The 26,022-nt window shown below is 59.0% G+C and carries 24 protein-coding genes; 18 read left to right on the top strand and 6 right to left on the bottom strand.

Annotation, left to right across the window (positions count from 1 at the left end):
- Positions 1 to 24 precede the first annotated feature (24 nt).
- From OO306_RS00410 to OO306_RS00345, 14 genes are all read left to right on the top strand, one after another.
- Positions 25 to 3,258 (top strand): phage tail tape measure protein, encoded by a 3,234-nt coding sequence (locus OO306_RS00410; protein ID WP_265967358.1) that lies wholly within the window; start codon positions 25 to 27, stop codon positions 3,256 to 3,258.
- Positions 3,259 to 3,302: 44 nt separating this feature from the next.
- Complete coding sequence (locus OO306_RS00405) at positions 3,303 to 3,887, top strand: hypothetical protein (RefSeq protein WP_265967357.1); 585 nt, start codon at positions 3,303 to 3,305, stop codon at positions 3,885 to 3,887.
- Entirely contained in the window at positions 3,887 to 4,492 is a 606-nt protein-coding gene (locus tag OO306_RS00400; protein WP_265967356.1) for a hypothetical protein, read from the top strand. The genes OO306_RS00405 and OO306_RS00400 overlap by 1 nt, the downstream gene beginning before the upstream one ends.
- A gap of 2 nt (positions 4,493 to 4,494) precedes the next feature.
- Positions 4,495 to 4,893: a hypothetical protein gene (locus OO306_RS00395; protein ID WP_186676695.1), complete on the top strand. Its 399-nt coding sequence runs from the start codon at positions 4,495 to 4,497 to the stop codon at positions 4,891 to 4,893.
- A complete protein-coding gene (locus OO306_RS00390) occupies positions 4,890 to 6,800 on the top strand; it encodes a hypothetical protein (protein ID WP_265967504.1) in 1,911 nt (636 codons plus the stop codon). The genes OO306_RS00395 and OO306_RS00390 overlap by 4 nt, the downstream gene beginning before the upstream one ends.
- Before the next feature lie 10 nt (positions 6,801 to 6,810).
- The gene (locus OO306_RS00385) at positions 6,811 to 13,554 is read left to right on the top strand and encodes a DUF1983 domain-containing protein (RefSeq protein WP_265967503.1); all 6,744 of its coding nucleotides are present in this window, start codon (positions 6,811 to 6,813) and stop codon (positions 13,552 to 13,554) included.
- The gene (locus OO306_RS00380) at positions 13,554 to 14,609 is read left to right on the top strand and encodes a hypothetical protein (RefSeq protein WP_099453671.1); all 1,056 of its coding nucleotides are present in this window, start codon (positions 13,554 to 13,556) and stop codon (positions 14,607 to 14,609) included. The genes OO306_RS00385 and OO306_RS00380 overlap by 1 nt, the downstream gene beginning before the upstream one ends.
- 900 nt (positions 14,610 to 15,509) lie before the next feature.
- Positions 15,510 to 15,785: a tail fiber assembly protein gene (locus tag OO306_RS00375; protein ID WP_265967355.1), complete on the top strand. Its 276-nt coding sequence runs from the start codon at positions 15,510 to 15,512 to the stop codon at positions 15,783 to 15,785.
- A gap of 62 nt (positions 15,786 to 15,847) precedes the next feature.
- The gene (locus OO306_RS00370) at positions 15,848 to 16,075 is read left to right on the top strand and encodes a hypothetical protein (RefSeq protein ID WP_186676706.1); all 228 of its coding nucleotides are present in this window, start codon (positions 15,848 to 15,850) and stop codon (positions 16,073 to 16,075) included.
- On the top strand, positions 16,075 to 16,521 hold the full coding sequence (locus tag OO306_RS00365) for a structural protein P5 (RefSeq protein ID WP_265967497.1): 447 nt from the start codon (positions 16,075 to 16,077) through the stop codon (positions 16,519 to 16,521). The genes OO306_RS00370 and OO306_RS00365 overlap by 1 nt, the downstream gene beginning before the upstream one ends.
- Complete coding sequence (locus tag OO306_RS00360; protein ID WP_265967354.1) at positions 16,518 to 17,036, top strand: DUF2514 domain-containing protein; 519 nt, start codon at positions 16,518 to 16,520, stop codon at positions 17,034 to 17,036. The genes OO306_RS00365 and OO306_RS00360 overlap by 4 nt, the downstream gene beginning before the upstream one ends.
- A gap of 165 nt (positions 17,037 to 17,201) precedes the next feature.
- Positions 17,202 to 17,996, top strand: coding sequence for a DNA adenine methylase (locus tag OO306_RS00355; RefSeq protein ID WP_099453676.1), 795 nt, complete (start codon positions 17,202 to 17,204; stop codon positions 17,994 to 17,996).
- Between the two features lie 77 nt (positions 17,997 to 18,073).
- Positions 18,074 to 18,286 carry a hypothetical protein gene (locus OO306_RS00350; RefSeq protein ID WP_099453677.1) on the top strand — a complete coding sequence of 71 codons (213 nt, stop codon included), beginning with the start codon at positions 18,074 to 18,076 and terminating at the stop codon, positions 18,284 to 18,286.
- 28 nt (positions 18,287 to 18,314) lie between these two features.
- Entirely contained in the window at positions 18,315 to 18,521 is a 207-nt protein-coding gene (locus OO306_RS00345) for a hypothetical protein (RefSeq protein ID WP_099453678.1), read from the top strand.
- Here the strand turns inward: OO306_RS00345 and OO306_RS00340 are convergent.
- Positions 18,484 to 19,203 (bottom strand): SOS response-associated peptidase, encoded by a 720-nt coding sequence (locus OO306_RS00340; RefSeq protein WP_099453679.1) that lies wholly within the window; start codon positions 19,201 to 19,203, stop codon positions 18,484 to 18,486. The two genes, OO306_RS00345 and OO306_RS00340, sit on opposite strands and share 38 nt — an antisense overlap.
- 101 nt (positions 19,204 to 19,304) lie before the next feature.
- On the opposite strand from OO306_RS00340, the gene OO306_RS00335 reads away from it, so the two are divergent.
- Genes OO306_RS00335 through OO306_RS00325 form a run of 3 tightly spaced genes read left to right on the top strand, consistent with a single transcriptional unit; the run spans position 19,305 to position 21,200 of the window.
- The gene (locus OO306_RS00335) at positions 19,305 to 19,733 is read left to right on the top strand and encodes a LexA family transcriptional regulator (RefSeq protein WP_085273408.1); all 429 of its coding nucleotides are present in this window, start codon (positions 19,305 to 19,307) and stop codon (positions 19,731 to 19,733) included.
- Positions 19,723 to 20,997 carry a Y-family DNA polymerase gene (locus OO306_RS00330; protein WP_265967353.1) on the top strand — a complete coding sequence of 425 codons (1,275 nt, stop codon included), beginning with the start codon at positions 19,723 to 19,725 and terminating at the stop codon, positions 20,995 to 20,997. Before OO306_RS00335 ends, OO306_RS00330 begins: the two co-directional genes overlap by 11 nt.
- Positions 20,991 to 21,200, top strand: coding sequence for a hypothetical protein (locus OO306_RS00325; RefSeq protein WP_265967352.1), 210 nt, complete (start codon positions 20,991 to 20,993; stop codon positions 21,198 to 21,200). The genes OO306_RS00330 and OO306_RS00325 overlap by 7 nt, the downstream gene beginning before the upstream one ends.
- A gap of 277 nt (positions 21,201 to 21,477) precedes the next feature.
- Here OO306_RS00325 and OO306_RS00320 read toward each other — a convergent pair whose 3' ends face one another.
- The 4 genes from OO306_RS00320 to OO306_RS00305 form a co-directional block, all read right to left on the bottom strand.
- Positions 21,478 to 21,975 (bottom strand): hypothetical protein, encoded by a 498-nt coding sequence (locus OO306_RS00320; RefSeq protein ID WP_265967351.1) that lies wholly within the window; start codon positions 21,973 to 21,975, stop codon positions 21,478 to 21,480.
- Positions 21,972 to 23,129, bottom strand: coding sequence for an ATP/GTP-binding protein (locus OO306_RS00315; RefSeq protein ID WP_265967350.1), 1,158 nt, complete (start codon positions 23,127 to 23,129; stop codon positions 21,972 to 21,974). Before OO306_RS00315 ends, OO306_RS00320 begins: the two co-directional genes overlap by 4 nt.
- Before the next feature lie 885 nt (positions 23,130 to 24,014).
- Positions 24,015 to 24,197, bottom strand: coding sequence for a hypothetical protein (locus tag OO306_RS00310; RefSeq protein WP_265967349.1), 183 nt, complete (start codon positions 24,195 to 24,197; stop codon positions 24,015 to 24,017).
- Positions 24,198 to 24,291: 94 nt separating this feature from the next.
- Entirely contained in the window at positions 24,292 to 24,639 is a 348-nt protein-coding gene (locus tag OO306_RS00305) for a hypothetical protein (RefSeq protein ID WP_265967348.1), read from the bottom strand.
- 160 nt (positions 24,640 to 24,799) lie between these two features.
- On the opposite strand from OO306_RS00305, the gene OO306_RS00300 reads away from it, so the two are divergent.
- Positions 24,800 to 25,624 (top strand): shikimate 5-dehydrogenase, encoded by an 825-nt coding sequence (locus OO306_RS00300; protein WP_265967347.1) that lies wholly within the window; start codon positions 24,800 to 24,802, stop codon positions 25,622 to 25,624.
- Between the two features lie 115 nt (positions 25,625 to 25,739).
- Here the strand turns inward: OO306_RS00300 and OO306_RS00295 are convergent, their stop codons facing one another.
- On the bottom strand, positions 25,740 to 25,982 hold the full coding sequence (locus tag OO306_RS00295; RefSeq protein WP_265967346.1) for a hypothetical protein: 243 nt from the start codon (positions 25,980 to 25,982) through the stop codon (positions 25,740 to 25,742).
- Positions 25,983 to 26,022 lie beyond the last annotated feature (40 nt).

Raw genomic sequence — 26,022 nt, 5'->3', positions numbered from 1 at the left:
GTTTTTTATTGCCTGGAGAAAAGCATGGCTGACCAACAAGTTCAGGGGATGCTGGTTCAAATCGAGGCAACTACGGCACAGTTACGCCGCGAACTGGCGAGCGCCGATCAATTGGTCTCAAAGACCAGCCAAGCGATTGATCGGAACTTGGCAACGGTTGATTCCGCTTTTGATAGGGCTGGCGCCGCCGCACAGGGCGCTGGAACGCTGATGCGCGGGGCCTTTGCCGCGGTCGCTGGTGCTGGTTTGATTGGAGGCATCATCAAGCAGGTTGATGCCTATGGTCAGATGTCTGATCGTATGAGGGCAGCAGCCGGAAGCGCTGACGAGTTCCAGATGGTGCAAGAGCACCTGATGCAGACAGCTCAAGAGACTTACCGGCCACTTGCGGAGGCCCAAGAGCTCTACATCCGTACTGCCGATGTGATGCGCACCCTTGGATTCAACACCCAACAGACGCTCGACATCACGGACAGCTTCAGCTTCCTTCTGGTTACAAACGCCGCTTCTGCGGATAAGGCGAGCTCGGCATTGGATGCTTATTCCAAAGCGCTGGCGACAGGGAAAGTTGATGCGGATGGCTGGATTTCTATCCAGACGGCGATGCCGACAGTGGTGGGCGCAATTGCTAGCGCTACCGGCAAGGGCACCGACGAAATACGCACAATGGGTAGCGAGGGTAAGCTCGCTCTGGATGACATCAACGTCGGGCTACTGAAAACCGTTGAGGCAAATCGCAAAGCAGCGGCGGACATGTCTACCAGTGTTCAAGATGCCTTGAACAACATCAGCAACGCCACTGGCACCTTCCTTGGCAAGCTGGAGGAACAAGCCGGTGCCGTCGCAGGGTTGTCTAAGTTTTTGGTGCTCTTGGCGGATAACGTCGACTTGGTAGCGGTAGCAATGGGGGGCGCAGGCGCCGCAGCTCTCACCACATATGCGGCAAAAGCCTACGTCGCTGTGAAAGCACTGTTGGCTCAGCGTGCTGCTGCGGTTAAAAGTGCAGAGGCTGCTGTAATCGCCGCTGATGCTCAAAGGCTTTTCGCTCAAGCGCAACTGCAGCAAGCTCAGGCTTCTGTGGCCGCCGCTACAGGCCTGCAGCGTTTGACTCTAGTCCAGACACAGTTAATCCCAAAACAGGCCGCGCTCACCGCCTCAACAGAAGCGCTGGCCATTGCTCAAGCTAACTTGGCCCAAGCGACTATCCGAGGCGGCCTTCTCGCCGCGCTAGGTGGCCCAGCGGGTCTTGCCGTACTGGCCGGTACTGCCGCTGCCAGCTTCCTGCTGTTGCGTGACAACTCGGATTCACTCGAAAAGAAGTTGGGTGATCTCACTGACCCGCTCGACAAGTTGGTCGAGCGCTTCAACAAACTGAACAGCGCAACCCAGGCAGTCGCGCTGCGTGAGCTGCAAGGCAAAATCGAGGACACCCAAAGCCAGTTATCACAAGTATCTGGGTCGATTGCCGATCGCTTCGAGAATGACCTGCGCGGCGTAGGCGCGGCCGGCGTCGAAGGGCTGATGGTTGGCCTGGCACCTATGCCTGGGGAGGCCCAAAAAGCACTCGACCTGGTGCGATCTGCCGCGAACGATTTTGCGAAGGGGGCGGTGGTAGATTGGAAGGCTGTCGCCGACCAGTTACGCGGCATCCCTGGCGTGACCGAGGCAATGGCCCAGGCTATCGAAAAGGGGCAGATCAAAGCCTCCGATCTAAGTGGTGAGCTGCAGAACCTTAAGTCGAAGCTCGCCGAGCTGACAGGCGAGACTGACCGAAATACGGCCTCGACTTCTGCCAACAACGCCGCGAAGGCCGGCATGAGCACGGTGGGGCAGACTTACCTCGATACGCTGCAGAAGCAGCTGGCCGGCCTGCAAGACAATGGCGATGCCACCAAGATTGCTAATCGCTACCTTGCTGAACACACCGACCTCACCGAAACCGATCGCCTAGCGATCTTGTCGGCAGCCAGTGCCATCGAGGCGCAGAAGAAGGCCCACCAGGGCGCGAAGCAGGAAACCAAGGACGCCACCACTGCGCAGACGAAGCTGGCGCAGCAGCTCAAGGAAGCGGCAACAGCCTATCAGCAACTGAAAAAGGCTTACGACCCTGTAGGTGCCGCGTCCGATGAGTTCCAGAAGCAGACCAAGAACCTTGACCTGCTGCTGGCCGAGAAGAAGATCACCACCGAAGAATACGGCAAGGCCATTGGTGCGCTGGCCGAACAGTTCAATACTGCTGTGCAGGCTTCAAGCAGTCTGACTAGGGCAATGAAGTACCAAGCCGACCTTGAGCGTCAGCTGGCGATTGCCCGGGAGCAAGGTGACGCAGCTGCAGCAGCAGTGGGGATGGGTGACAAAGCCGCTAGCCGTGCTCAGGCCAGGCTGGCGCTTGAGCAGGACAACAACAGCAAGATCCTGACCCTGCGCGAGGAGCTGGCCACCGCGTCGACCGCAAAGCAACGGCAGGAGCTGGAGCAACAGATCGCGCTGCGGCAGGAGTACGGCGACAAACTGGTCAAGGTGCAGGAAGACAGCTTCGCCAAGATCGATGCGGCGCAGTCCGACTGGACCAATGGCGCCTCGGCGGCCCTGCAGAACTACCTCGACAGCGCTGCCGACATAGCGGGCCAGACCCAGGACCTGTTCGGGAATGCTTTCAGTAACCTGGAGGATGGTGTCACCCAGTTCGTGAAGACTGGGAAGTTCGAATTCAAGGACTTCGCCGACTCGATCATCGAGGACCTGATTCGCATCCAGGTGCGCCAGGCCGCCGCCGGCTTCCTCAGCTCGGCGTTCGGCTTCCTCAGAGGCGGCAGCGCAGCACTCGGGAAAGGGACAATGACCGGCTTCAGCGAAGGTTCATTTGGTCCAGTTGTGGCCAATGCAAAGGGCGGGGTTTACGACTCTCCTAGCTTGTCTTCGTTCTCCAACCAGGTGCACGACAGCCCTCAGATGTTTGCTTTTGCCAAGGGCGCGGGCATCTTCGCTGAGGCAGGGCCAGAGGCAATTATGCCCCTGGCGCGCGGCCCTGATGGTTCGCTTGGCGTGGTGGCTATGAGTGCCGGCGGTGATAGTGGCGCAGGCTCGATCTCTTTTGGCGGCATTACCCAGCACATCCAGGTAGGAGGTCAGGCCAATGCTGCCACTATTGCCGATGTTCGACGCGCTGCAGAGCAGGGCGCGCGGGATGGCTACGAGCTCATGCTGCGTGACTTCAAGACCAATGGCGCCGGGCGGCAGATGCTGCAGCGGCGGTAACTATGCTTGGCCCGCTTCGGCGGGCTTTCTTTTGGGAGTGACCAATGGCGGAGGAATGGCCCGAGGACCTGGAGCCCACTGAGGTCACCTGGGGCGTCGTCTACAACAACCGGGGGTTTACTTCCTCGCTGTCGAACGCCCAGCAGATCGTGGCTCAGCCTGGTTCCTACTGGAAGTGCACCATGACCTTCGGATTTCTTTACGAGGAGGATGAGCGCGAGCTGACATCGCTGCTGGGCCGCCTGCATGGCATGTTTGGCACGGTGATCATTCCCTACCTCACCCGTACGCGGTCCGACAATATCGGCGCACCGACCGTCGCTGTAGCAAACGCCCAGGCAAGCAGCATGCAGTTGCAGGGCCTGCTGGCCAGCCGGAAAGTGTTCAGCCGAGGCGACCTCGTCACGATCAGGGGCGAAATGTTCGAGGTGGTAGAGAACGCCCTGTCTGACGCTGCCGGCAAGGCCGTGATCTCAGTGAACAAGCGCATTCGCAAGCTGATCCCGGCCGGCAGCCCAGTCGAATACAAAAATCCCTACTGTGAAATGCGCCGCATGGATGACACCAACGAGTGGACCACTCAGCCGGTGGTGTCGAACTCGACCCTTCAATTCCGCGAGGCATTCTGATGGCCAATGGCGTATTTCCGTTCAGCCAAACCGTCGTCGACATCATCGCCAAGGGTAACTTCATGGCGGTCTACGCCTGCCAGCTGGACTTCCCTGATGGCATGGTCTTCGCGCACACCGGTACCGGAGACCTGGTAATCGACGGCGTCACCTACCAGGGCGTAGGCACCTTCGGCGCGGTCGGCCAGTCGCAGGAGAGCAGCAACTCGGGATCGCCCATGTCCGTTGACCTGACGCTCAATGGCCTGGACACCCGAATCATCACCGAAACCTCGCTGAAGGGATGTCGGGGCCGCAACGGCAAGCTGATGTTCGTTGTGTTCGACGAGGACGGTACCTACGCGGCTGACATCCTGTTCAGCGGGCGCATGGATGCCGCCAAGTTCTCTTACGCCGGCAATGGCGAGGCAGGCAACAGCATCACGGTTCCACTCATTGACCGCATGGCCGAATGGAACCGGACCGGTACCGAGCGCTGGACCGACGAGAACCACCGGGCGCGCCGGCAGGATGACCGCTTTTTCTTCGCGATCGCCCAGATCGCTGACTGGCCCATTTACTGGGGCGCCTCCAAGGACGCACCGAAGTTCACCTACGAGACATAGCCATGCGAAAGCGCGATTGGACGACACAGCTTGCCAACACGATCAAGGCCGCCATCGAGCGGCCTTTTTCATGGGGCGAATTTGACTGCTGCCTGTTTGCCGCCGACTGCGCTCTGGCTGTGTGCGGTGTCGACCCTGCGGAGGCTTACCGGGGCCGCTACTCCTCCGAGGCCGGGGCGAAGCGCTTGTTGAAGAAGCTGCATGGCTCGCTGGAGGGAGCCTGGGACGACTGCTTTGCCCGCATTCAGCCAGGCCTGCTGCAGCGGGGTGATATCGCCCTGTACGACGGCCCAAACGGCCGCGGTGTGGCGGTTTTCTGGGCGGATGAGTTCTGGTCGGTATCCCCCGATGGGGTCTGCCGAATCGAGTGTGAGCCGTTGATGGTGTGGAGAGTTGAATGAGTTCAGCAGTCAGCAAGGTTGCCCAGATCGCTGTTGGCGCGGTGATTGGCTTTGTCCAGGGTGGGCCGTGGGGAGCCGTGGCCGGTGCGGCCCTGGCCTTCTACGTGTCGTCGCAACAGGACAAGCTCGATACCGGCTCGCTGCGTGCCAGTGAGCCATCCAGCCAGACCCTGCGCTCGTCGAAGGCAGCTGCTCGGTACGTGTTGGGCTGCGTGAGCACCGGCGGCGTGCTCGCGTGGGGGCAGGAGCAGGCAGGCGACCAGACCGATGGCGAATGGCTGCACATGGTCTATGTGCTGTCGGAGGGCGAGATCGACGGGCTAGAGGACATCTTCCTTGGTGAAGAGGTGATCGCGGCCTACGGTGATCATGCTTCCTATGAGCTGGTCACCAACCCGACCCAGGTGAACGCTTTCCTGAAAGCCAACAGCCCGGATTGGCGAGATACCCAGATCGGCCGCGGGCTGTCGTTCGCGCGCGTCTCGTTCAAGTACAGCGCCGAGAAGTACCCCTCCGGTATCCCGGACGTGCGCTTCGTGATCCGCGGGCGCCGGGACATCTACGACCCTAGGATTGGCGTTACCGGCTACAGCGAAAACACCGCGCTGCACATCCTCTGGTTCCTGCGCAACCGCTGCGGTGTACCGGACGACGAGATCGTATTTGCCAGCTTTGCCAACAGTGCCAGCGTTTGCGACGAGATGGTGGCCAACGCAGACGGCAGCACCGCACCGCGGTACCGCTCTGGCTGCGTGATCGGCGCCGATGAGTCGCGCACCCAGGTCATGCAGAAGCTGGAGGCAGCTTGCGGTGGCAAGCTGATCCGTGTCGGCGGCCGCTGGATGCTTCAAGTCGGTGCCTACTATGGCCCGTATGACTTCGAGATCACCGAGGACATGGTCACCGGTACGGTCACGGGCAGCCCTGAACCGTCCAACGATTCGGCACTTAACACCGTGCGTGGCACCTTCATTGATCCTTCGCAGGCCTGGGCCGAGACAGACTACCCGGAAGTGTTGGTCAGCGAGTGGGTGATTGCTGACGGCGGCGAGGCGGCGGAAACCCTGTCGTTTTCCTATGTCAGCGACCCTTATCAGGCCCAGCGCCTGGCCAACATCGAGCTGCGCCGCCGCAGGGCAGGCGGGACCCTGTCGATTCCCATGAACTTCATGGGTTACAACTGCCGGCCCGGCCGGTCGGTAAAGGTCAACCTGCCGTCGTTGAACATGGTTGGCGAGTTCATCGTCACTGATTGGTCCATGAGCGCTGATAGCGGTTGTACCGTGGCAGTCTCGCAGAATGAGCCGGCGATCTTCGATGACGCAGTGGGGCAGCCCTACAACCCGATCGGCTTCATCAGCCTACCAACTGGCGGGCTGGGCAGCCCAACAGGGCTTACCTGGTCGACTCAGGACAATGCCGAGGTAGTACAAGGCACCCTGTCGTGGCTGGCACCGAATGGTGTGGTGACCGGCTACGCCATCACCGTACGACAGGGGGCGGCTGCAGTACAGGCGCTGCAGGCGCCGGCGACGACCCTGCAGCTTCCGCTGTCCGGGCTTCCTTCCGGTAGCTACACAATGAGCGTGGCTGCACTGGGCCCGCTGACCCGCTCCGGCGAGGCCAGTATCACCGTGAGCATCGACGGGCCGCCAATTCCGGAGTCGTGCGTGGTTCAAGCCACCATCGACACGATCACGCTGATCCCGGGCAACACGCTGCATGGCCTGAATGGCGGCATCTACGAGTACTTCTTTTCGACCAACCCGCAGGCAACGCAAGGCGAGTACCTAGGCCCTAACCCACACCGGCCTGGCATTCGCCACCAACTACGCTTACTTCGTGCGCTCGAAGAATGCCTACGGAGTGAGTGCCTTCCTAAAGGTGGTGGCCTCTACGTCGAGTGATGTGGCCAACATGCTCGATGCGCTGAAAGACAAGATCGAAAATGGTCAGCTGGCCCCGGCGTTGCGGGAGGAGATTGCCTTGATCTCCGGACCACCCGACCTTCCCGGATCGGTCAACAACCGCCTGGAAGAGCTGGACGAGCAGGTCACCGAGATCACCGACCAGCTGGACGATGCGGTTACGAAGGTCCAATCCAACCTCGACACGGCCACCCAGCAGGCTCAGCAAGCCATTAACCATGTTGCCGAGGCTGCCCGGCAGGTGCAGCAGGACCTCGATGAGGCCACGCAGGATCTGCAGGGCCAGATCGATGGTGTCAGCCAGATCGCCAAATCGCTGCCGTACAACGCCGACAAAACCTACACGGCTGGCCAGACAGTGCTCGGCACCGACGGCAAGCTGTACCAGGCATCGAAGGCAGTACCGAAAAATACCGCGCCGCCTAATGCCAGCTACTGGACCGATGTCGGCCAAGTTGTTCAGTCGGCCAACGGGCTAGCCGCCCGCGTGCAGACCGTGGAGACCAAGGTCACCAGCCTGGAGGGCACCACCAGCTCGCAGGCGACCCAGATCACGGGTTTGCAGTCGAGCCTGACCACCACCAACCAGAATGTAACCGCTGCCCAGCAGGCCGCTCAGGACGCGGCCACCCTGGCAGGTGGTAAGGGCAAGGTTATCGTCCAGTCGGCAACGCCGACAGTAGCCGATAGGCTGGCGCAAAACCTGTGGATCGATACCACCGGCAACGCAAACACGCCAAAGCGCTGGAGTGGCACCACCTGGGTAGCGGTCACCGACAAGGTTGCAACCGACGCAGCAGCGGCAGCAGCGAACGCGCTGACCGTGGCGCAGACCAAAGCCGATGCCTCGGCGGTCAACAACCTGTCGACCCGCGTCACTGATGCAGAGGGTGTAATCACGTCTCAGGGCCAGGCTATGACTGGCCTGCAAAACAGCTTGGTCACTACCAACCAGAACGTGTCGGCCGCGCAGCAGGCGGCGCAGGATGCTTCCACCCTGGCCGGCGGGAAGGGCAAGGTGATTGTCCAGTCTGCTGCTCCTGCCGCAGCTGATCGCCTGGCACAGAACCTCTGGATCGATACGACGGGCAATGCCAACACGCCGAAACGGTGGAGCGGCAGCGCCTGGGTAGCGGTCACTGACAAGGTGGCCACCGATGCGGCAGCCGCTGCGGCCAATGCGTTGTCGGTTGCGCAGACCAAGGCCGATGCCTCTGCTGTTGATTCGCTGTCCACGACCGTGTCTCAGCACGGCAACACGATCACGTCGCAAGGCCAGGCACTCACTGGCCTCAACAATAGCCTGACCACCACCAACCAGAACGTCACTGCAGCCCAGCAGGCAGCCCAGTCCGCGTCGGACCTGGCCGGCGGCAAGGGCAAGGTGCTGTTCCAGGCAACAGCACCGGCGGTAGCCGATCGTGCGGCCCAGAACCTCTGGATCGACACTACCGGCAATGCCAACACCCCGAAACGCTGGAACGGCAGTGCCTGGGTGGCCGTGACAGATAAGGTGGCCACGGATGCGGCGGCTGCAGCGGCTGCGGCAAGCGCGCTGGCGCAGACCAAGGCTGATGCCTCTACCGTGACCGCTTTATCCAATACGGTCACCCAACAAGGCAACACGATTACTGCGCAAGGTCAGGCGCTGACGAGCGTGCAGGCTTCGGTCGGCAGTCTTGCCGGGAGCGGGTCCAACCTGCTGCCTTCACCTTATAGCTGGCTAACCTCAGCACTCCTGCCCGGTGTTGCGTCGGGAGGTCATGCGACAATTTCCGGTCTTGCGGTGCCTGAGTCAGATACCGGATTTGGCTACAGATTCAGCACCAATGCCGGAACTGTCGTGACCACCAGTCTTTACTTGATGCTATCGGCTACCAACAACGCGGCCGGGCGGAACATCCGCATCGAGCCGGGTACCTACTTGGTTTCAATGTATATCCAGGTCAGTGCGGAGAGTCGTGGCCGTGTCTCACTGTACGATGGGACGCACCGCTACTCCCCGGTGGTGCCACTGTTCACGACACGAACCCGGGTGACATTCCCTGTGACGGTAACGGGTAGCGCCCTGGTATCTCTTACCATTTATCCAAACACAGATGCGCTGGCTGGAATTGTCGCGATCATCGACTCGGTAATGGTCGAAGCTCGCATCGGTGAGAGCAATACGCCGTCTCCCTATTTGGCGGGTCCAACGGCTGGCCAAGTTGGGGCACTTGCTTCGACTGTCCAGTCCATCGACGCTCGAGTCTCGCAAACTGAATCAGGTGTTAGTAGCCAGGGGAGTGCAATTACCGGTCTGCAGAATAGCCTGACGACCACTAACCAAAATGTCACGGCGGCCCAGCAGGCCGCGCAAGCGGCTTCCGACCTTGCAGGTAGCAAGGGCAAAGTCATCGTGCAATCGGCCGCCCCTGCGACGGCTGACCGCCTGGCGCAAAACCTGTGGATCGACACCACCAGCGGGGCCAACACCCCCAAACGGTGGAGCGGTTCTGCCTGGGTGGCGGTGACAGATAAAGTCGCCACCGATGCGGCGGCCGCCGCGGCCAACGCGCTGGCACTGGCGCAGACCAAGGCCGACGCAACCGCCGTGAATAGCCTGGGTACCCGGGTGACGAGCGCGGAGGGAAAGATCGAGGCGCAGGGAACGGCGCTGACGAATGTGCAGGCAGCGGTAGGGAACATCGCGGGCAGCGGGTCCAACCTGATGCCTGCCGAGTACGCGGTGTTTGGCGCTACAGTGCCTGCTCTGGTGCTGGGCGGCGGGCAGACAGCCTCGGTTGAGCCTGACCCGCATGGCTTCAATAGCTATGTGCTGCGGCTACTCCAGACTTCCGGCTCCGGCACGACCTACTTTGCCCCGAACAACATTTACTCGGGTGCCAACATTGCCCTGAAGAACAAGAAGTACATCCTGGCTTGGGACGCCAAGAGTACTTCCGGTGCCAAGCAGATGCAGGTCAGCCTGCGCACGATCACCGCGGACGGTGTGGTCAGGTTTGCGCCTGGCCAGGACGTTGCTATCACCGATCAGTGGGCTCGGTATAGCGTTTTGTTCGATGTTACCAGCCCTGCATTTGTAGCTGATCGGATGGTCGTGTGCGTGTCTGCATCTGCCAATCCAAAGGACGGGATTGCCGTTCTGGTGGACCGTCTCATGCTCGAGGAGCAGGTTGGGGCTGGCGTGGAGCCATCCACGTTCACGGTAGGCAACAGCGCCGGCCAGGTCGGCGCCCTGGCAAACGCTGTCAGCCAGCTCGATGCCCGAGTGGTGCAGACTGAAACCGGATTGACCTCGCAGAGTACTGCGCTCACCGGTCTGCAGAGCAGCTTGACCACCACCAATCAGAACGTGACTTCGGCCCAGCAAGCTGCGCAGTCTGCGTCGGATTTGGCTGGAGCGAAGGGCAAGGTGCTGTATCAATCAGCCGCCCCGGCTGCAGCTGACCGTCTTGCGCAAAACTTGTGGATCGATACGACCGGCAACGCCAATACGCCGAAGCGCTGGAACGGCTCGGCGTGGGCCGCGGTGACTGATAGAGTCGCCACCGATGCAGCAGCCGCTGCTGCGGCTGCGAACGCCCTGGCTGCCACGAAAGCGGATGCCTCGGCGGTTCAATCGCTGCAAACGACTGTGACGCAGCAGGGCAACACCTTGTCATCGCAAGGCAGCAGCATTGTCAGCATCAGCGCAGCGCTAGGAAACTCGGCTCAGGAGGATGTGCTGCTTAATCCGACCTGGAACGCGGCAGGGCAACTCAAGACCGAAAACGGCGCCATCTACCAGACGGACTATGCGAACGCCACTGATTCCGGCGTGCCCCCCAATGCTCCTGCAGAGAGGCTTCTGTGGCGCCTGAAGAAGGCGGCCGATACCGGCTGGGGTGGTAACGTTCTGTTGTCGACCAACAAGATCGGTGATACCTACCAGATCTTCAGTCGGGCAAACGCTGGGGATGTGATTAACCTGTCGTGCCACATGTTCTGTGAGAACGCGGCGACAAACGCAGGGAAGGTCGCTATCACCCCGGTCGATGCTGCCGGCGAAACCATGGGTGTCGGGAACATTCGAATCCTGGGCTACGTCGCAGCTACTGGCGGCTGGCAGTTCCTTTCGGCCCAGTACAAGGTCCCGGCTGGGGCGTCTGGATTCAGGATCTATGTTGTGCCTGAGGGTGTAGCGCCGGTTGGCTTCAAGATGTGGGTCGCCAATCTGAAGGTTAGCCGGCAGGGCGCGGGCGAGTCGGCGTTGGCTTCGGCCACCCAGGCGCTCGACTCCAGAGTGTCGCAGACCGAGACCGGATTGACTTCGCAAGGCTCGGCCATCACCGGCCTGACGAACAGCCTTTCTACTACCAACCAGAACGTCACCGCGGCACAGCAAGCGGCGCAAGCTGCTTCGGACCTGGCGGGCGGAAAGGGCAAGGTGATCATCCAGAGCGCCACGCCAGGCACGGCTGACCGCCTGGCCCAGAACCTCTGGATCGACACCACGGGCAACGCCAACACGCCCAAGCGGTGGAGCGGCAGTGCCTGGGTCGCGGTGACTGACAAGGTGGCAACGGACGCCGCTAACGCTGCCGCGAGTGCACTGAGCCAGGTCGCCGCCAAGGCTGATGCGTCAACGGTCCAGGCGCTGACCAACACGGTCACCCAGCAGGGCACAACCATCACGGCGCAAGGCAGTGATATCACCAACATCAAGGCATCGGTCGGTGTGGTTTCGGCTGAAAACCTGCTGTTCAACCCGGCGTTTGCGGAGGGTCCGGTGTTCTCTGGTTCGCCAGGGTTCAGCGTGCTGGCGCGCAACGATGCTTCGGTGCCTGCTGGGGCGCCGTCACCCCGGGTGGTGAAGTGGCCCGTGGCAACGTCTACGGGCAACAATTACCTTGGCTTCCAGAGTGCGTTGAACGTGCGGCCGCCGGAAAACGCGGTGTCCTCGCAAATCGCGGTCGCTGGCGGTGAGGTCTACGACTTCGAGCTGTACGCCTACAGTTCCGTCGCGCGTCAGCATGGGTTGTGGATTCAGTTCTACGATCTCGACGGAACGAGCGTTGGCCACAACTGGGTGGTTGCCGCAGGTGACGGGGTTCGCCTTACGAATATTGCGCAAACCTGGACGAAGCTGACGGGGCAGGCCACGGTACCGGCCGGCTGTGTGCGAATGGCGATGACGTTCCGCGTATCGGTAGGCGATGCCGCCGATGTGTTCCTGTCCTCGCCGATCGCACGCAAGCGCGCCGGCCAGGACAATGCCCAGGCGAGCGCACTGCAATCGGTCGACGCCCGTGTGTCGGTGACAGAGGGCGCGGTCTCCAGCCAGGGATCGGCCATCACCCAGCTGAACAACGCCGTGGCAGGGAAGGCGGACAACAGCGCGCTGCAAAGCCTACAGGGTACCGTGACCCAGCAGGGCAACACGCTGAGTTCGCAGGGACAGGCAGTCACCCAGCTCCAGAGCTCCATCAGTGGCATTGGGGGCAGTGGTTCCAATCTGCTGGCGGATGACTACAGCTGGCTCACTTCCACCACGCTTCCGGCCACGTCAGTGGGTAGCGGTGTGACGCGGGAGGGGGTGGCGGTACCGGATGCCGATTCCGGCTTCGGCTACCAGGCCGGCAGCAGCACCAATAGCTTTCTGATGCTGAGCCCGACCAACAACCTGGCCGGCTGGAACGTGCGGATTGAGCCTGGCGTGTACCTGGTGTCGATGTACATCCAGTGCAGCGCTGCCACCAACGGGCGCATCTCGCTTTACAACGGCACGCATCGGTATGGGCCCACGCTTGCCCTGCCGACGACGCGGACACGTGTGACCTTCCCGGTCACAGTCACGGACAGCGCCAAGGTCGGCATCACCATCTACTTCAACATGAGCGCTGTTTCCGGGCTCACGGCCATCATCGACTCGGTGATGATCGAGAAGCGGGTGGGGGAGAGCAGCACGCCTTCGCCGTTCGTGGCTGGACCTTCCGCGCGAGCCGTGAGCGGGCAGGCCACGGCCATCAGCCAACTGAACACCACGGTGAACCAGCAAGGGACTGCGATCACCGCTCAGGCCAGCCGCCTGGATGGGCTGTATGTCCAGGTGAACCCGGAGATGGAGGGCGATAGCACCGGTCTGGCTGGCGCTACCGGCAGCCTGGTCGGTATCTGGACCGAACAATCGGCCCGGATTGAGGATGGTGTCGCCATGGGCAAGCGGGTGGACACTGTCCAGTCGCAGGTCGGCGATGTAGAGGGTTCGGTGCAAGCTGTGAGTGCATCGGTGCAGCAGGTGTCGGAGACGATCGCCGGGGTTGATGGACGGGTCTCGGCCATGACCACGATCAAGGCTGAAACCATCACAGGCGGGCGCAAAGTGATGGCCGGCCTTGCAATAGGGAGCGATGGGCAAACAGGAGAGATCCTGGCCTTCGCTCAGCGCTTTGCGATCGTCGACGAGTCGTCTGGGCAGGTGACCCTGCCGTTTGTTGTTTCGAACGGACAGGTGTTCATCAACCAGGCGGTGATCAACCAGGCGTTTATCCAAAACATCGTGGCCGGCATGACAATCCGCTCCCAGGCGGTGAACTCACAAGGGCTGCCCTTGCTGGAGCTGAACTTTGTGACGGGGGCAGTGAGTATTCGTGGGCAGGATGCCAACGGATCGACGCTGCTCAATAACGGCGGCTTGTACGTATACGACGCCAACGGCATAGAGCGTACGGCGGTGGGGAGGCTTACCTGATGGCTGATCTGTACGGACTTCGGACGCGGGATGCGTCCGGGGTCATTACTCTCGATACCACGATCACCTCGGTGCGATCGTTGAAGATGATGCAGGTGACCGGCAACGGCGCATTCGACCAGTACATCTCGATACCGGAGATCCAGGCGCAATCCTTCGTGGTGGTGGATGCGTTGTATGACGGAGGCGAAAACACGACCAGCCCTCAAGCCTGGTTCTCGACGGGGCAGTTGCAGCTGCGGCAGCCCTACACCCGCGCTTGGCAAGTGATGATCCTTTCGCTGGGTGGCGAGCCATTCGCTGCTCCTGGCTCCTATGGCATCCGCGCTTCGAACAACAACATTCGCACGCAGATCGATTCGGTCAACCAGGTGCTCACGGTTCGCCACAACGGCAGATTCAACATTGGCTTTCAAGGTCCTGGTAGCAAAAACCAGATCCAATGGGCCGATGTGGACTTTGCCTCGCCCATCACCACGTACGAAAGGCCTTTGGTCTTTCTCAACGCGGACAACTACATGATGGTGGGCAACTTCTCGGTCAAAGGTAGTCCTGGGAACTGGACGGGATTTCGGCTGAAGGCTTGGAACAATCAGGTGGCACACGGAGAGACTGCGCTCTATCCCATGATGATCAACTGGTATTGCGCAAGTTATCTAACGCCGTCTACCCCGTCGGGGGAATACGGGGCATCGGTCCGCAACAGCTCTGGAAGCAGGACCTTTGTCACTACTGCTAACCTAGCCCTACTCAATGGGCAGCCAGCCTCCAGTTCATTTGTTCAAGCGGGCGATCCGATAGCGAGTGGCGCCTATTACTGCCCGAGCCAGCAGATGCCTTGGACCGGTAACTATCAGGATTATGTTCTGGCCAATGCGCTGTTTTCAGTAACCAACATCGGACAGACCACGCAGCCACTGCGCGCTAACTTTGGCGGGTTCCTGCCCGGTAACAGGTCGGTGTTGCAGATGTATTGCGATAACGGCTCTGGTATTAACCCGCTTACGGCTAATGGGCGGACGCTGTTTGCGTCCAGGCCAATGAAGCCACTTTGAGGCAGCATAATGACAAAACAAGTGATCAACCTTGGCACCGCGCCGAGCGGTACAGGTGGCGATGATCGACGCAGTGCCTGGATCAAAGCGATTGCGAACTTTGACGAGATCTACGCAGCGCTCGGTGGTAACTCGATACCTGCAGCGCTTCCAGTTGCGAAAGGCGGCACGGGCGGAACTACTGCAGCTGCTGCGCGGACAGGCCTGGGCCTCGGCGCAGCGGCTGTAGCAGCTATTCTCGGCAACGTAGCGTCAGGCACAGCGCTCCAGCAAGTGATCACCAACGCCAACGGCACGGCTTACCGATTCGCTAATGGGATGCAGGTGTGCGTGCTACCGCGGGGAAGTGGGGCTCAAACGGCCTCGGTGGGGGCGACAGCGGTAGGGAACTTTCTTTGGACATTCCCGGCGCCGTTCGCCAATTTGAATTACAGCCCCGCAGCGTCATTTGAGCCAATGCAGAGCGTGGACCACTTCGGCTATATCCACACCGGGAACTGGGGGACGGCGTCCTGCACCCTTTGGGTCCGTAACGGCCCAGCTGTTGCACAGGCATTCATTGTATCGGCCATTGCAGTTGGGAGTTGGCAGTAATGAAAATCAGTTTTTCTCCATCCTATCGGGACTATCCGCTTTCGTTATACCGAGTGGGAGACGTCCTGTACCTCAACGGAGAGCAGTTCGATTTCTCCAATCTCCCGGAAGGAGCAACTCTTCCACCTGGCGCTGTCAACAGCGAGTGGTTCAAGGGAGAGGTCACCCGGATGAATGGCGAACTCGAGTTCACTCTAATCCTGCCCCACGGATTAAACGCTCCGGAATCGACCCGCTTCCCTCAGGCCATCACCCTCTTTGGCGATGGCACTGTTCAACTCCCCCCCTACAACATCGAGGTAGAAAATGCAGATCGACTGGAGCCAGATGGTGACTCGGGAGATGAAGGAGCAGCAGCACACACAAGTCTTGGCGGCCAAGGTGACCCAGCAAATCCAGAGCCTCAGACAGGTAGCTGATTCCGCTATTGCGCCTCTCCAGGATGCTGTTGAGCTGGAGGAAGCCACCGAGGCCGAGGCAGCAGCACTCAAAGGCTGGAAGCGCTACCGGATTGCATTGAATCGCCTGCACGAGCAGGCCGGCTATCCCGAATCGATCGACTGGCCGGCACAGCCCGCCTGACCCTTAGCGTTACCTCAACCCCAACCGCCGCCCGGCGGTATTTTTTTGCCTGGAGAAAACCCATGCCTTTCATCGTCATCGACACCACCAACGACTACAACCCGCTGAACAAGCGCCAGTTCTCCACCGAGGCTGAGGCCGAAGCGGCTGCTACTCAGGAGCTGCGGGCCAATCCACGGGTAGTTCTGTCCACCGCGAAGGTGCTCAAGGTCTTCAAGGCTGAGGTCACGGTCACCGCCCAAGAGCCTGCCGAGGTTGAACCGCAAGTGCCGGCGGAGGAGCCAGCATGATGGCAACCCCTCGCGGCGTCCGGAACAACAACCCCGGCAATATCGATTTCAACCCACGGAATGGCTGGCAGGGTCAGTTGGGCGTCGAGGAGGGCGTGGCCAAGCCGCGCTTTGCCCGGTTCGACTCTCCCGAGAACGGTATCCGGGCCTTGGGTAAGCTGTTGCTCAACTACCGGGGTAAGGACGGTATGCCTGGCGTCGGCCGCCCAGGCATCGACACTCCCCTGGAGTTCATCAGCCGCTGGGCACCGTCCAGCGAGAACAACACGCTGGCCTATGCCCAGGCCATTGCCAAGCGCCTAGGCGTGGGCGTCCGCGACTCCATCGACATCTCCAAGCCACAGGTGCTGCGTGAGGCCGTGGTCGGCATCATCGTCCACGAGAACGGCGGCAACCCCTACAAGGCCGAGGTGATCGACGAAGGTATTCGGCGGGCACTGGCATGAAGGGCTGGGCCATATTGACGTTTGCTGTACTGCTGGCATCCCACGGTGCGGCCTATCAGCACGGTCGCTCGGTAGAGCGAGCGAACGCCGGAGAGGCATCAGCGCAACGAGACAGCGGTGACCGGCTTGCCGAGGTGATCGGCGAGCGAAGTGCCCGGCAGGAAGAACAGCGACGCGCCGCAGCGCAGGAGGAGGCGAGAGCCCATGCCCAGGAAGAACGAACGATTGCTGATGCTGGCGCTGTTGACGCCGATGCTGCTGGCCAGCGGCTGCGCAGTGAAACCACCCAATTCGCTGCCGCCGTCAGTTGCCCCGGCCAGGATACCGCCGTTATCGCCAGAGGCCAGACAGCCACCCGCGCCGCCATGGTGCTCTCCGACCTGTTCGCACGGGCTGATGAAAGAGCGGGAGAGCTGGCGGCAGCGCTTGACCAGGCCAGAGTTGCCGGCCAGCAGTGCGAGCGTGAGTACGACGCCCTAGTCGCAAAGCGGGCGGCAGTAAGTGCCCGCGAATAAATTCGAAAGCTTCATGCAAAGAGAGCGGCCACCGGGGATGCGTCAACATCCCTGCTGACCGCCGAACCCGCAGACCATACCTGCAAGCCCAGCCAAGGCTCCCGCTCTGTGCACAAAGCACGGCGAGCCTAGCACCTGTTTATCCATACAGTAAAGGTTTGCAAATTGACTAACCCAATTATCCCTTGGATGGGCGGCAAGCGCCGCCTGGCCGACCGCTTGATTCCGCTTTTCCCTGCTCATGAATGCTATGTCGAGGTCTTCGCCGGCGGCGCCGCCCTCTATTTCATGCGCCCGCAACCCGCCCAAGTGGAGGTCTTGAATGATCTCAACGGCGACCTGGTGAATCTATACCGAGTAGTCCAGAACCATCTGGAGGAGTTTGTCCGGCAGTTCAAATGGGCGCTGTCGTCACGGCAGATCTTCGAGTGGCAAAAGATGGCGAGACCGGAGACGCTGACCGATATCCAGCGCGCGGCCCGTTTCTTCTATCTGCAGCAGCACGCCTTCGCTGGGAAGGTTACTGGGCAGACATTCGGTACCGCCACCACTGGCCCTGCCATCAACCTGCTGCGCATAGAAGAGAACCTTTCTGCAGCCTGGCAAAGGCTGGCCGGCACCTACGTGGAGAACCTTTCATGGCTCGACTGCGCTGAGCGTTATGATCGAGCGCATACGTTCTTCTACATGGATCCGCCTTATTGGCAGACCGCAGGCTATGGGGTCGACTTCCCGTTCGATCAATATGAGCGCATGGCCGAGTTCATGCGCACATGCAAAGGCAAGGTGATGGTGAGCATCAACGATCACCCTGATATTCGCCGTGTTTTCGATGGCTTCCACTTTGAGTGCGTGGATATTCGCTACACAACGACCAACCAGCGTCAGGGCAAGGCTGAGATGGCCGGTGAGTTAATTATCATGAACTGGACGCCAGCGGAGTTGGGGCAACTGTTCTGAAATACAGAGTTTTTTGTCCTTTGCAGATGCTTGGCTCGTTTTACCCTATGCTTGTTATCAGCTGCTAGGAGTGACTTGTGGTCAAGCGTTCTTTCATTGGGATTGTTGAGGCCGGCGAGGCTCTGATTCAGCAGGCGATCGACGCCATGAGGGAGTTCCGGGCGGCTGAGGCCGCTAACGCGCCTGCTGAAGAAGTGGAGCGGCTACGCCTTGTCGCGGACTCCCTCTACCATGCAGTCATCGATTTTCAGCTGATCGAAGCCAAGCATCCGCCTGATACTATCCATTGAAAAGCGACTGCTGAAAGAGGGCTCCGTAATGTCAACAGCTCCTTCGGTACTGTTCCCAGATCATCAGATGTACACCGATGCAGTCGAAGCACTGAAGCGTTATCACCAAGCACAGACCGATGGCGCGTCACCCCTTGAGATTGAGCGACTACGACTGATCGCAGAATCCCAATTTCAGGCAGTCACCGACTACCAGCTTAGAGCTCTAGGTTGCCCTGGCGGCTCTCCTCACTGACCGGTTCAATCAGTTCTGGCCCTTGGTTGCGCACGTTGCCGACCGCTTTACCTACAGGGAACCAGCGAAAATCCTGAGCGGGCCGGCATCCTGCCTCGACGATCTCCGTCGCGCGCTCAGGCGTTGTGGCTGGGTCTAACCATTCCTTGGCCACTTCTGGCGTCAGCACTAGGGGCTTTCTGTCGTGGATGTCTACGAGCCCTTGATCGGCTGCTGCTGTGATGATCACGAACCCATCGTGCTCATCCGGCTCGAGGCTCTGGTGCACCTCAGCAAGTGCAGCGAAGTACAGCGGGGCGCCGTCGGCGCCCGTGATGTAGTAGGGCTGTTTGCGCTTCGGGTCCGCTAGATCAGGGAGCCACTCAAACCAGCCATTTGCAGGCGCCAGGGCTCTGCCGTTCGGCCACAGGCCCTTAAAGAATTTTCCTGTCACCACTGTCTCGGCCCGAGCATTGATCGGATCAGGACGTTTCCCCTTCGCCCAAAATGGCGACCATCCCCACTTGACCCGATCCACGCACAGTCCACGATCTACCTGGCGTATGACCTCGACGCGGGTAGACGGCGCCACGTTGTAGCGACTGATTGGCTCGTGGTCGTAGCCATTTATCACGACCAGGTCCAGCGATAGCTGGCGCAGGTAGTGATCCATTGACTCGTAGATCGAGTACCGTCCGCACATATCTACCTCTCGCCCGTCAGAATTTTCGCCGCCTAGGATTGACCGGGCGACCGATGCCGGATTTACTGTATATGCATACAGTTTGCATTGGACCTTCCATCATGACCATCACATTTCTTGGTACGCCCACTGGCGGTACCGAACCGCTACCGCTGTATTCGTTTCACGTCCCAGCCGGTTTCCCTTCGCCTGCTGCGGACCATTTGGAAGGTCATATTTCCCTTGATGAGCTATTCGACCTCCGCGCGCCTCATGTGTATCTGGTAAAAGTTGAAGGCGACAGCATGCAAGGCGCTGGCATCTACTCTGGCGACCTCGTCATCGTAGACCGCGGCCGTGAGGCAGAGCACGACGACATTGTCATTGCTGCCGTTAACAGCGAGCCGGTGTGCAAGCGTTTGCACCGACGCGACGGCGTGGTGATCCTCAAGTCGGAGAATCCGGCGTATCCGCCGCGGTACATCATGGAAGGCGATGATCTCGTCGTATGGGGCGTTGTGCGTTACAGCGTTCGTGATCATGCGCAGTGACCAGGTGTTTGCGCTTATCGACTGCAACTCGTTCTACGCGAGTTGCGAGCGGGTGTTTCGACCAGACCTGGCCAAGACCCCGATCGTCGTACTGAGCAACAACGATGGCTGCGTGATTGCCAGGTCATACGATGCAAAGCCTTTCGTGAAGATGGGCGAACCGTTTTTCCAGGCGAAGGACAAGCTACGCCGGCACGGCATCATGGCTTTCAGCAGTAATTACGCGCTGTACGGTGACATGAGCGAGCGCGTCATGACGCTGATTGAGTCGATGGTGCCTGCCACCGAGATCTACAGCATCGACGAGTGCTTCGCAGACCTATCGGGTATTCAGGAAAACCTGACCCAGTTCGGGCGAAAGCTGCGGTCTAGGATTCTCCAGTGCACCGGAATCCCCGTGGGTGTCGGCATTGCCGGCACCAAGACACTTGCGAAGCTAGCCAATCACACCGCCAAACGGCTGCAGGCACAAACCGGCGGAGTGGTGGATATCACCGATCCGTTCAAGCGCGACTGGGTGCTACGGAATACCGAAGTGAAAGAGGTGTGGGGCGTAGGCCGGCGGATGACCGCCCACCTTGAGGCGATGGGCATCCACACGGCGATGGATTTAGCCAAGGCAGACGCCTGGACACTGCGACAGAAATTCAGTGTGGTGGTCGAGAAAACTGCCCGCGAGCTGGCGGGTACGCCGTGCTTAGAGCTGGACGAGGCCGAGCCCCCGAAACAGGAAATCTGCTGCAGCCGGATGTTCGGGAAGCGTCTTACTGAGCTGGCGCCCATCAAGCAGGCAGTGGCCACGTACGTTGCCCGAGCAGCGGAAAAACTCCGGGCCCAGGGTTCAGTGTGCAAGCGCATGCGTGTCAGCATCCGCACCGGCATGTTCAACCCGGACGAGGCGCACCACGCTCAGGGCGCCCTGGTTGAGCTTCCATATCCCACCTGCGACACGCTGCTGATGACCCGGTTGGCCACAGAAGCGGTCGACCGTATCTTTAGGCCCGGATTTCGGTACAGCAAGGCCGAGGTACTGCTGATGGACCTGCGGCAACCAGGTGAATTTTCAGAGGACTTGTTTGCGCTTAAGCAATCGGTTGAGTGTGGCCGATTGATGCAGGTGATGGATGACATCAACGAGCGTTGGGGGAGGGGGACAATGCGGGCCGCCAGCGTGCCAGCGACGCCAGACTGGGGAATGAGGAGGGAGATGATGAGCCAATCCTATACGACGCGGATCGATCAACTGTGGACGGTCAAGTGTTGAACCTGCCAGCGGCCTGGCTGGCCGAACTCAATGATCAATCGGCCTTGGTCGCAGATCCTGATGGTCGGGCAGCTGTGCTCGCCGAGATCGCGATTTCCGCGCACAGACGCAGCGACGTTGATCCAGACCAGTTGGCCGACATGCTGGAGTTTGCTGAAGCTGCCAGGCTGTGGGCGCTGACTGAGCATGAAGAGGCAGCTTGAGCCGCCGAGAGGGCTGGGTAGTGAGGTGGAGCTGTCTAAAACTGCTGAAAGGTATCTAGGTTTTGCTGTGGGAATGTCGGCGGAACTGATGGAAGAGTATTAGACAGCTTAGACTCACTGGCCGCAGATGGCGCGGCCAGAGGTCGATTACTTCCGCTACTGCTGCAGTATAAGGCGTGTTGGCTGGGGATAAAGCGAGCAAGTACAATTCTTTGTGCCATTGATCATAAATATCTTTGGATGTGGCGTTAGCACACGCATCTATATTTGAGTCTTGTCATCTTTGCTCAGCTATATAGAACTGATGTTCTAAATCCACGAAAACGACGTAAAATGTATTTGAATCAAAGTCGGAGCCATTAAGGCCTTTGAACCTTTTGTTAGTTTCAGGAGGTATTGTGAAGCCAACTAGGCGGGTCATATTTTCAAGTCTAAACCTAGCCCAGTTTACGTCCATTGGAACATGTTTTGGTCTAAGAAATCCCGAGTTCTCAGGAAAGTCTCCGTAGTCAGCTAGTATCTTGAGGCCTCCGCCTCCGCAGCGCTGAGTCCTCCAGTAATTTAAGTCGTTTCTAGAGAAGTTTTTTAGTTTTTCAAATAAGGCCGCAAGCGAGGCCTGGTCGAGATCCGAGAAGCTCACCGCCGCATTTTGGGAGTCGTCGAAAAAAGAAAAATTATATTTACTTCTGACAGTGATATCGTGTTCTTCCAGATTGTTTGTGGGGAATGTGTCTATAAATTTTTTGCGGTGGGGGTTGTTTTTCCCGTACTTCATAATTTGGGCACCCCGCCTAACTTGCCTTCTCTGTACAGATTAGAAATAGGTCGATCATTACGTATTACCTCGCTAGGGATCTCGTCCAAGCGGTAGCAGTAACTCTCTCCATTGACTTTGTCCACCAAAATGGTTCTGTACTTTCCAAGGTGATCGATTATCTCAAGGTTGTGAGACGTAAATATGAATTGCGCATCCTTTTGATTAGTGTTTCTGTCTGTGAAGAGGTCGACGAGAATTGGCAGTAATTCAGGATGAAGGTGGGTATCAAACTCATCCATTACCAGCACACCCCCGGTAAGTAAGACATTCCAGTACTGAGTCAAGCGCTTAAATAAGGCTTGAGTTCCATCTGACAAGTCGTAGATGGTAAGCCAGTTTTTACTGTATTGAATGTCATCGCAGTAGAATATTGGGAAAAATTCACGATCCCCTTTTTCGTTGGTGCGATCGAGGATGTCTATGCGTGTTATGCTTGGGTCGCATTTGTTTATGATTCTAGTTGTAAATTCGAGTGCCTCGGGAGAGTCGGAGTAATACTGGCTAGCCTCCTTGTAGCAATATATTTCAGCATCTGAAAGGGCGCCGCGGGCACCAACGTTGCCGATGATGTTCCCAAAATAATCATATATATTTTCAATGTCGTTACCAATACTTTCAAGTTTGAAATTTGGCACGGTATTTATTAGGGATGCATATGGCTTTAGTGAGATTAGGTCGAGATCTGAATATTCCGAGGTCCTTTTTGTAATCTGGTTCTTTATGCGTTCGATGATGGGCGTTTTTCTGGATTTTTTTTTATAGATCGTTTCGCGTAGAATCTCTTTTTTTGTAAGCTCTATCTCGTAGGTGTATCTTATGGCCTTAGTCTCGAATTCGATGTAAAGCTCTACTGGGTCGTCGTTGTCAAAAAAGCTTTCTACATATAAACTTTCACGGTTTGCAATGAAAGTGCGATGACCTAAGTAGTTAAAAAAGTCTAAGGCTTTTAGAATTTGAGTTTTACCAGAAGAGTTTGCCCCTTTGACACCTATTACTGATGATGTCGATCTTCCCATGGAGATATCTTTTGGAACCTTCGAATTGAGTTCGAAAGAAATGTCAAAGCCATCCTTGAAAGACCAAAAATTTTTTGCGCCGAAAGACAAGATCATATGCATCCTAATTTGGTTTCGTGACAAATACGTCATAAACTAAGCTTAAGGGAATTTTCTAGGTGATGCTAGGATTTTTTCTTTGGTTTTAGGCTCCAGTCGGGCGCCGGGCGCCGGGCGAGTGGGGCCGGTGATAGCGCCAAAAACTCGGAACTGAACGACCAAATTCGTTGGTGATCGGCTTTAGGTGGAAAAAACGATCGTGCCGGAGTTGATCGGAGCCATCCACCGTCGTCCTACGGTTAATGCAAGGGGCTGTGCGACAGGCTCTGAATAGGAAGAGATGGAGTTCAAGGGGACTGCTGCACTACAGCGACATGGCCTTCAAGCTTCGGCCCCTGGCGCGGGAATAAGTGAAGCCGCCCGTGAAATCGCGCTCGGCGTAGCGGCGTTTTCTCGCGGGCCTGGAACGCGGAGGTTTTGACTCTGGAGGCAGGACAATCGGTTGCAAAACTGGAATGGAACTCCTTGGATTACGAGGCCTATGGCGTACCGTTCCGTGGTTGTTTTGGAGTCGATATCGGCGTGCAATCGGCATGGCTTGGGCGTCTACCCCACGGTCTTGAGATCCGCTGCCTGCCCGCCAGATCTCGTACCAATTTTTGTACCAATGGCTGTGTTTTTCAGTGGGACGCAGTGTGACGGGATGGGCTGGAAGGCCCGTAAACTCGGGCTTTCCGCACTTTCGAAAACTCGTCAAACCTCAAAAAACATTTGTGGAGTATGGTCGAAGTGCTGTCGATTGCTCGTTGAAGCGACCCGGCGAAATGAAAAAAGCTTCATGCTGGATCGGTTCTGCCGCCTCCGCTCGTCGGATCACACGGGCAAAAAAAGGCCCGCCAAGCGGCGGGCCATAAGGTAGGGAGCAACGCACAACAAATACTGTCAAGCGACCAGGGTATCTGGCTGCAACTGGTCGGCCAGGGCTTGAGCCGAGGCGCGGGTCGCCAAGGGGCCGCTCACGGGTTCACCGTTACGCATCAGGTACCAGCAGGCCAGCAGGCCCTGCTGGCGCAGTGAAGGGGGGACGGCGCTGCCGACGACGGACATGATCTGGATAGTGGCCATGTGGACCTCCTGTAAAACATGGCCCTACCTTACGCAGCGGCCGCAGCGGTTTGAAATTAACTGAGTTGATAGTGATCATTGGTTTTATCAACGATCACCAACGGGGTGACCCGTAGTACACCGGGGGCGGGCCGTAATAAGGGCGATAGCCCGGTGGCGGCGGGGCCGGTGCATAGTAGGGCTGGTAGTACACCGGCTGCGGCGGCGGCTGTACGTAGACCGGCTGCGGTGCGTAATAGACTGGCTGGCGCTCCACATACACGGTGCGATCACGCCCGCCATAAACCGTTGCCCCCACCACGGCACCGACCACCGCCGCGCCGAACAGCGGGCCGGGTCCATACCAACCACCGCCACCACCATGGCCACCATGGGCAGCAGCTTGTCCGCTGATGGCCAGGGCACCGACCAGCAGGGCGATTACGGGAATGTGACGGTTCATAAAGCGTCCTCGCAGGGCAACCCCACAGATGGGGCCCTAATACTATGACTCTGCCTCTGTCAGCTGGGCACAGGGAAACGGTAAAGGTTGTGTAAGGGACGACAAGCGGCTGCGTCTGATACGCTGAACAAACGATTCAGTTCTGAAAATGGAGCAGGTTATGTCGACAACTCCCAGCAGAGACACGGTGCTTTGCATCTCCTTGGCCGGGCGGCCCGGCACCTTCGGCGTGCGCTTCCACAACCACCTCTACCAACAGTTGGGGCTGGACTTCTACTACAAGGCCATGAGCACTGACGACCTGCCCGCGGCGGTCGCAGGCATTCGTGCCTTGGGCATTCGCGGGTGCGGGGTGTCGATGCCTTACAAGGAAGCCTGCATGGCCTTGGTCGACGAGGTGGACCCGTCCGCTGCGGCAATCGAGTCGGTCAATACCCTGGTCAATACCGGTGGCCATCTGAAGGCCTACAACACCGATTACCTGGCGGTTCGGCAGTTGCTGGCGCAACACGAGGTCGCCCCGGCGACTGCGTTTGCTCTGCGCGGCAGTGGTGGCATGGCCAAGGCGGTGGCGAGTGCCTTGCGTGATGCGGGCTTTACTCAGGGCACGATCGTCGCGCGCAATGAACAGGCGGGGCGGCAACTGGCGGATGTTTGTGGTTATCGCTGGGTGGCCGAGCTCGGAGACCTGTGCCCGCCGATGCTGATAAACGTGACGCCGATCGGCATGGCCGGCGTGCAGGAGGCCAACGCGCTGGCCTTTAGCGAACAGGCCATTGCGGCAGCCGAGCGGGTGTTCGATGTGGTGGCCATGCCGGCGCAGACGCCGTTGATTCGCCGGGCCCAGGCATTGGGCAAGCCAGTGATCACGGGCCTGGAGGTGATTGCGTTGCAGGCGCTGGAGCAGTTCGTGCTGTATACCGGCGTGCGCCCTACGCGTGCGCAAGTAGAAGCAGCCGTCGCATACGCGCGCGACCCTCTGTAGGAGCAGCCTTGTGCTGCGAAGAGGCCGGTACAAGGATCATCAATCTCTGATCGCTGCATCGGCCTCTTCGCAGCACAAGGCTGCTCCTACAGGAGGGCGCGCTATGTTGCGTCAATCAGAAGGCTTTGTGCCCCTTGTCCAGCTGTTCATCCACCAGCGCACGGCCATGGGCCAGCGACACATGCTGGGCATTCTCAAGGTCTGAGAAGAACTTCATCGGCATCGGGATGCGCTTGCTGGTGTGCCCTTCAGGGTCGGTGATCAGGCAGCCGGCGGCATAGGGCAGGGGGGAGTCGGGGTGGGGCATCACACTGGCGGTGATGGTGTACTTGCGGTGCTCACAGTGAAGAGATTGCATCGTCCTTACCTCGCTGTGCTTATGAAACGGTTACCTTCAT

It is taken from the genome of Pseudomonas sp. DCB_AW, from assembly GCF_026240895.1.
GTDB lineage: Bacteria > Pseudomonadota > Gammaproteobacteria > Pseudomonadales > Pseudomonadaceae > Aquipseudomonas > Aquipseudomonas kermanshahensis.
The sequence above is the reverse complement of the archived record's forward strand: the minus strand, read 5'-3'. Positions and strand labels throughout refer to the sequence as shown.

Bases quoted from the DNA above. Each gene is read 5' to 3' on its own strand.
- OO306_RS00320 (WP_265967351.1), bottom strand. From the start codon at position 21,975: ATGAAGTACGGGAAAAACAACCCCCACCGCAAAAAATTTATAGACACA.
- OO306_RS00365 (WP_265967497.1), top strand. From the start codon at position 16,075: ATGGCAACCCCTCGCGGCGTCCGGAACAACAACCCCGGCAATATCGAT.
- OO306_RS00295 (WP_265967346.1), bottom strand. From the start codon at position 25,982: ATGCAATCTCTTCACTGTGAGCACCGCAAGTACACCATCACCGCCAGT.
- OO306_RS00370 (WP_186676706.1), top strand. From the start codon at position 15,848: ATGCCTTTCATCGTCATCGACACCACCAACGACTACAACCCGCTGAAC.
- OO306_RS00410 (WP_265967358.1), top strand. From the start codon at position 25: ATGGCTGACCAACAAGTTCAGGGGATGCTGGTTCAAATCGAGGCAACT.
- OO306_RS00395 (WP_186676695.1), top strand. From the start codon at position 4,495: ATGCGAAAGCGCGATTGGACGACACAGCTTGCCAACACGATCAAGGCC.
- OO306_RS00330 (WP_265967353.1), top strand. From the start codon at position 19,723: ATGCGCAGTGACCAGGTGTTTGCGCTTATCGACTGCAACTCGTTCTAC.
- OO306_RS00310 (WP_265967349.1), bottom strand. From the start codon at position 24,197: ATGGCCACTATCCAGATCATGTCCGTCGTCGGCAGCGCCGTCCCCCCT.
- OO306_RS00335 (WP_085273408.1), top strand. From the start codon at position 19,305: ATGACCATCACATTTCTTGGTACGCCCACTGGCGGTACCGAACCGCTA.
- OO306_RS00315 (WP_265967350.1), bottom strand. From the start codon at position 23,129: ATGATCTTGTCTTTCGGCGCAAAAAATTTTTGGTCTTTCAAGGATGGC.
- OO306_RS00300 (WP_265967347.1), top strand. From the start codon at position 24,800: ATGTCGACAACTCCCAGCAGAGACACGGTGCTTTGCATCTCCTTGGCC.
- OO306_RS00390 (WP_265967504.1), top strand. From the start codon at position 4,890: ATGAGTTCAGCAGTCAGCAAGGTTGCCCAGATCGCTGTTGGCGCGGTG.
- OO306_RS00360 (WP_265967354.1), top strand. From the start codon at position 16,518: ATGAAGGGCTGGGCCATATTGACGTTTGCTGTACTGCTGGCATCCCAC.
- OO306_RS00405 (WP_265967357.1), top strand. From the start codon at position 3,303: ATGGCGGAGGAATGGCCCGAGGACCTGGAGCCCACTGAGGTCACCTGG.
- OO306_RS00305 (WP_265967348.1), bottom strand. From the start codon at position 24,639: ATGAACCGTCACATTCCCGTAATCGCCCTGCTGGTCGGTGCCCTGGCC.
- OO306_RS00345 (WP_099453678.1), top strand. From the start codon at position 18,315: ATGTCAACAGCTCCTTCGGTACTGTTCCCAGATCATCAGATGTACACC.
- OO306_RS00385 (WP_265967503.1), top strand. From the start codon at position 6,811: ATGCTCGATGCGCTGAAAGACAAGATCGAAAATGGTCAGCTGGCCCCG.
- OO306_RS00340 (WP_099453679.1), bottom strand. From the start codon at position 19,203: ATGTGCGGACGGTACTCGATCTACGAGTCAATGGATCACTACCTGCGC.
- OO306_RS00400 (WP_265967356.1), top strand. From the start codon at position 3,887: ATGGCCAATGGCGTATTTCCGTTCAGCCAAACCGTCGTCGACATCATC.
- OO306_RS00380 (WP_099453671.1), top strand. From the start codon at position 13,554: ATGGCTGATCTGTACGGACTTCGGACGCGGGATGCGTCCGGGGTCATT.
- OO306_RS00375 (WP_265967355.1), top strand. From the start codon at position 15,510: ATGCAGATCGACTGGAGCCAGATGGTGACTCGGGAGATGAAGGAGCAG.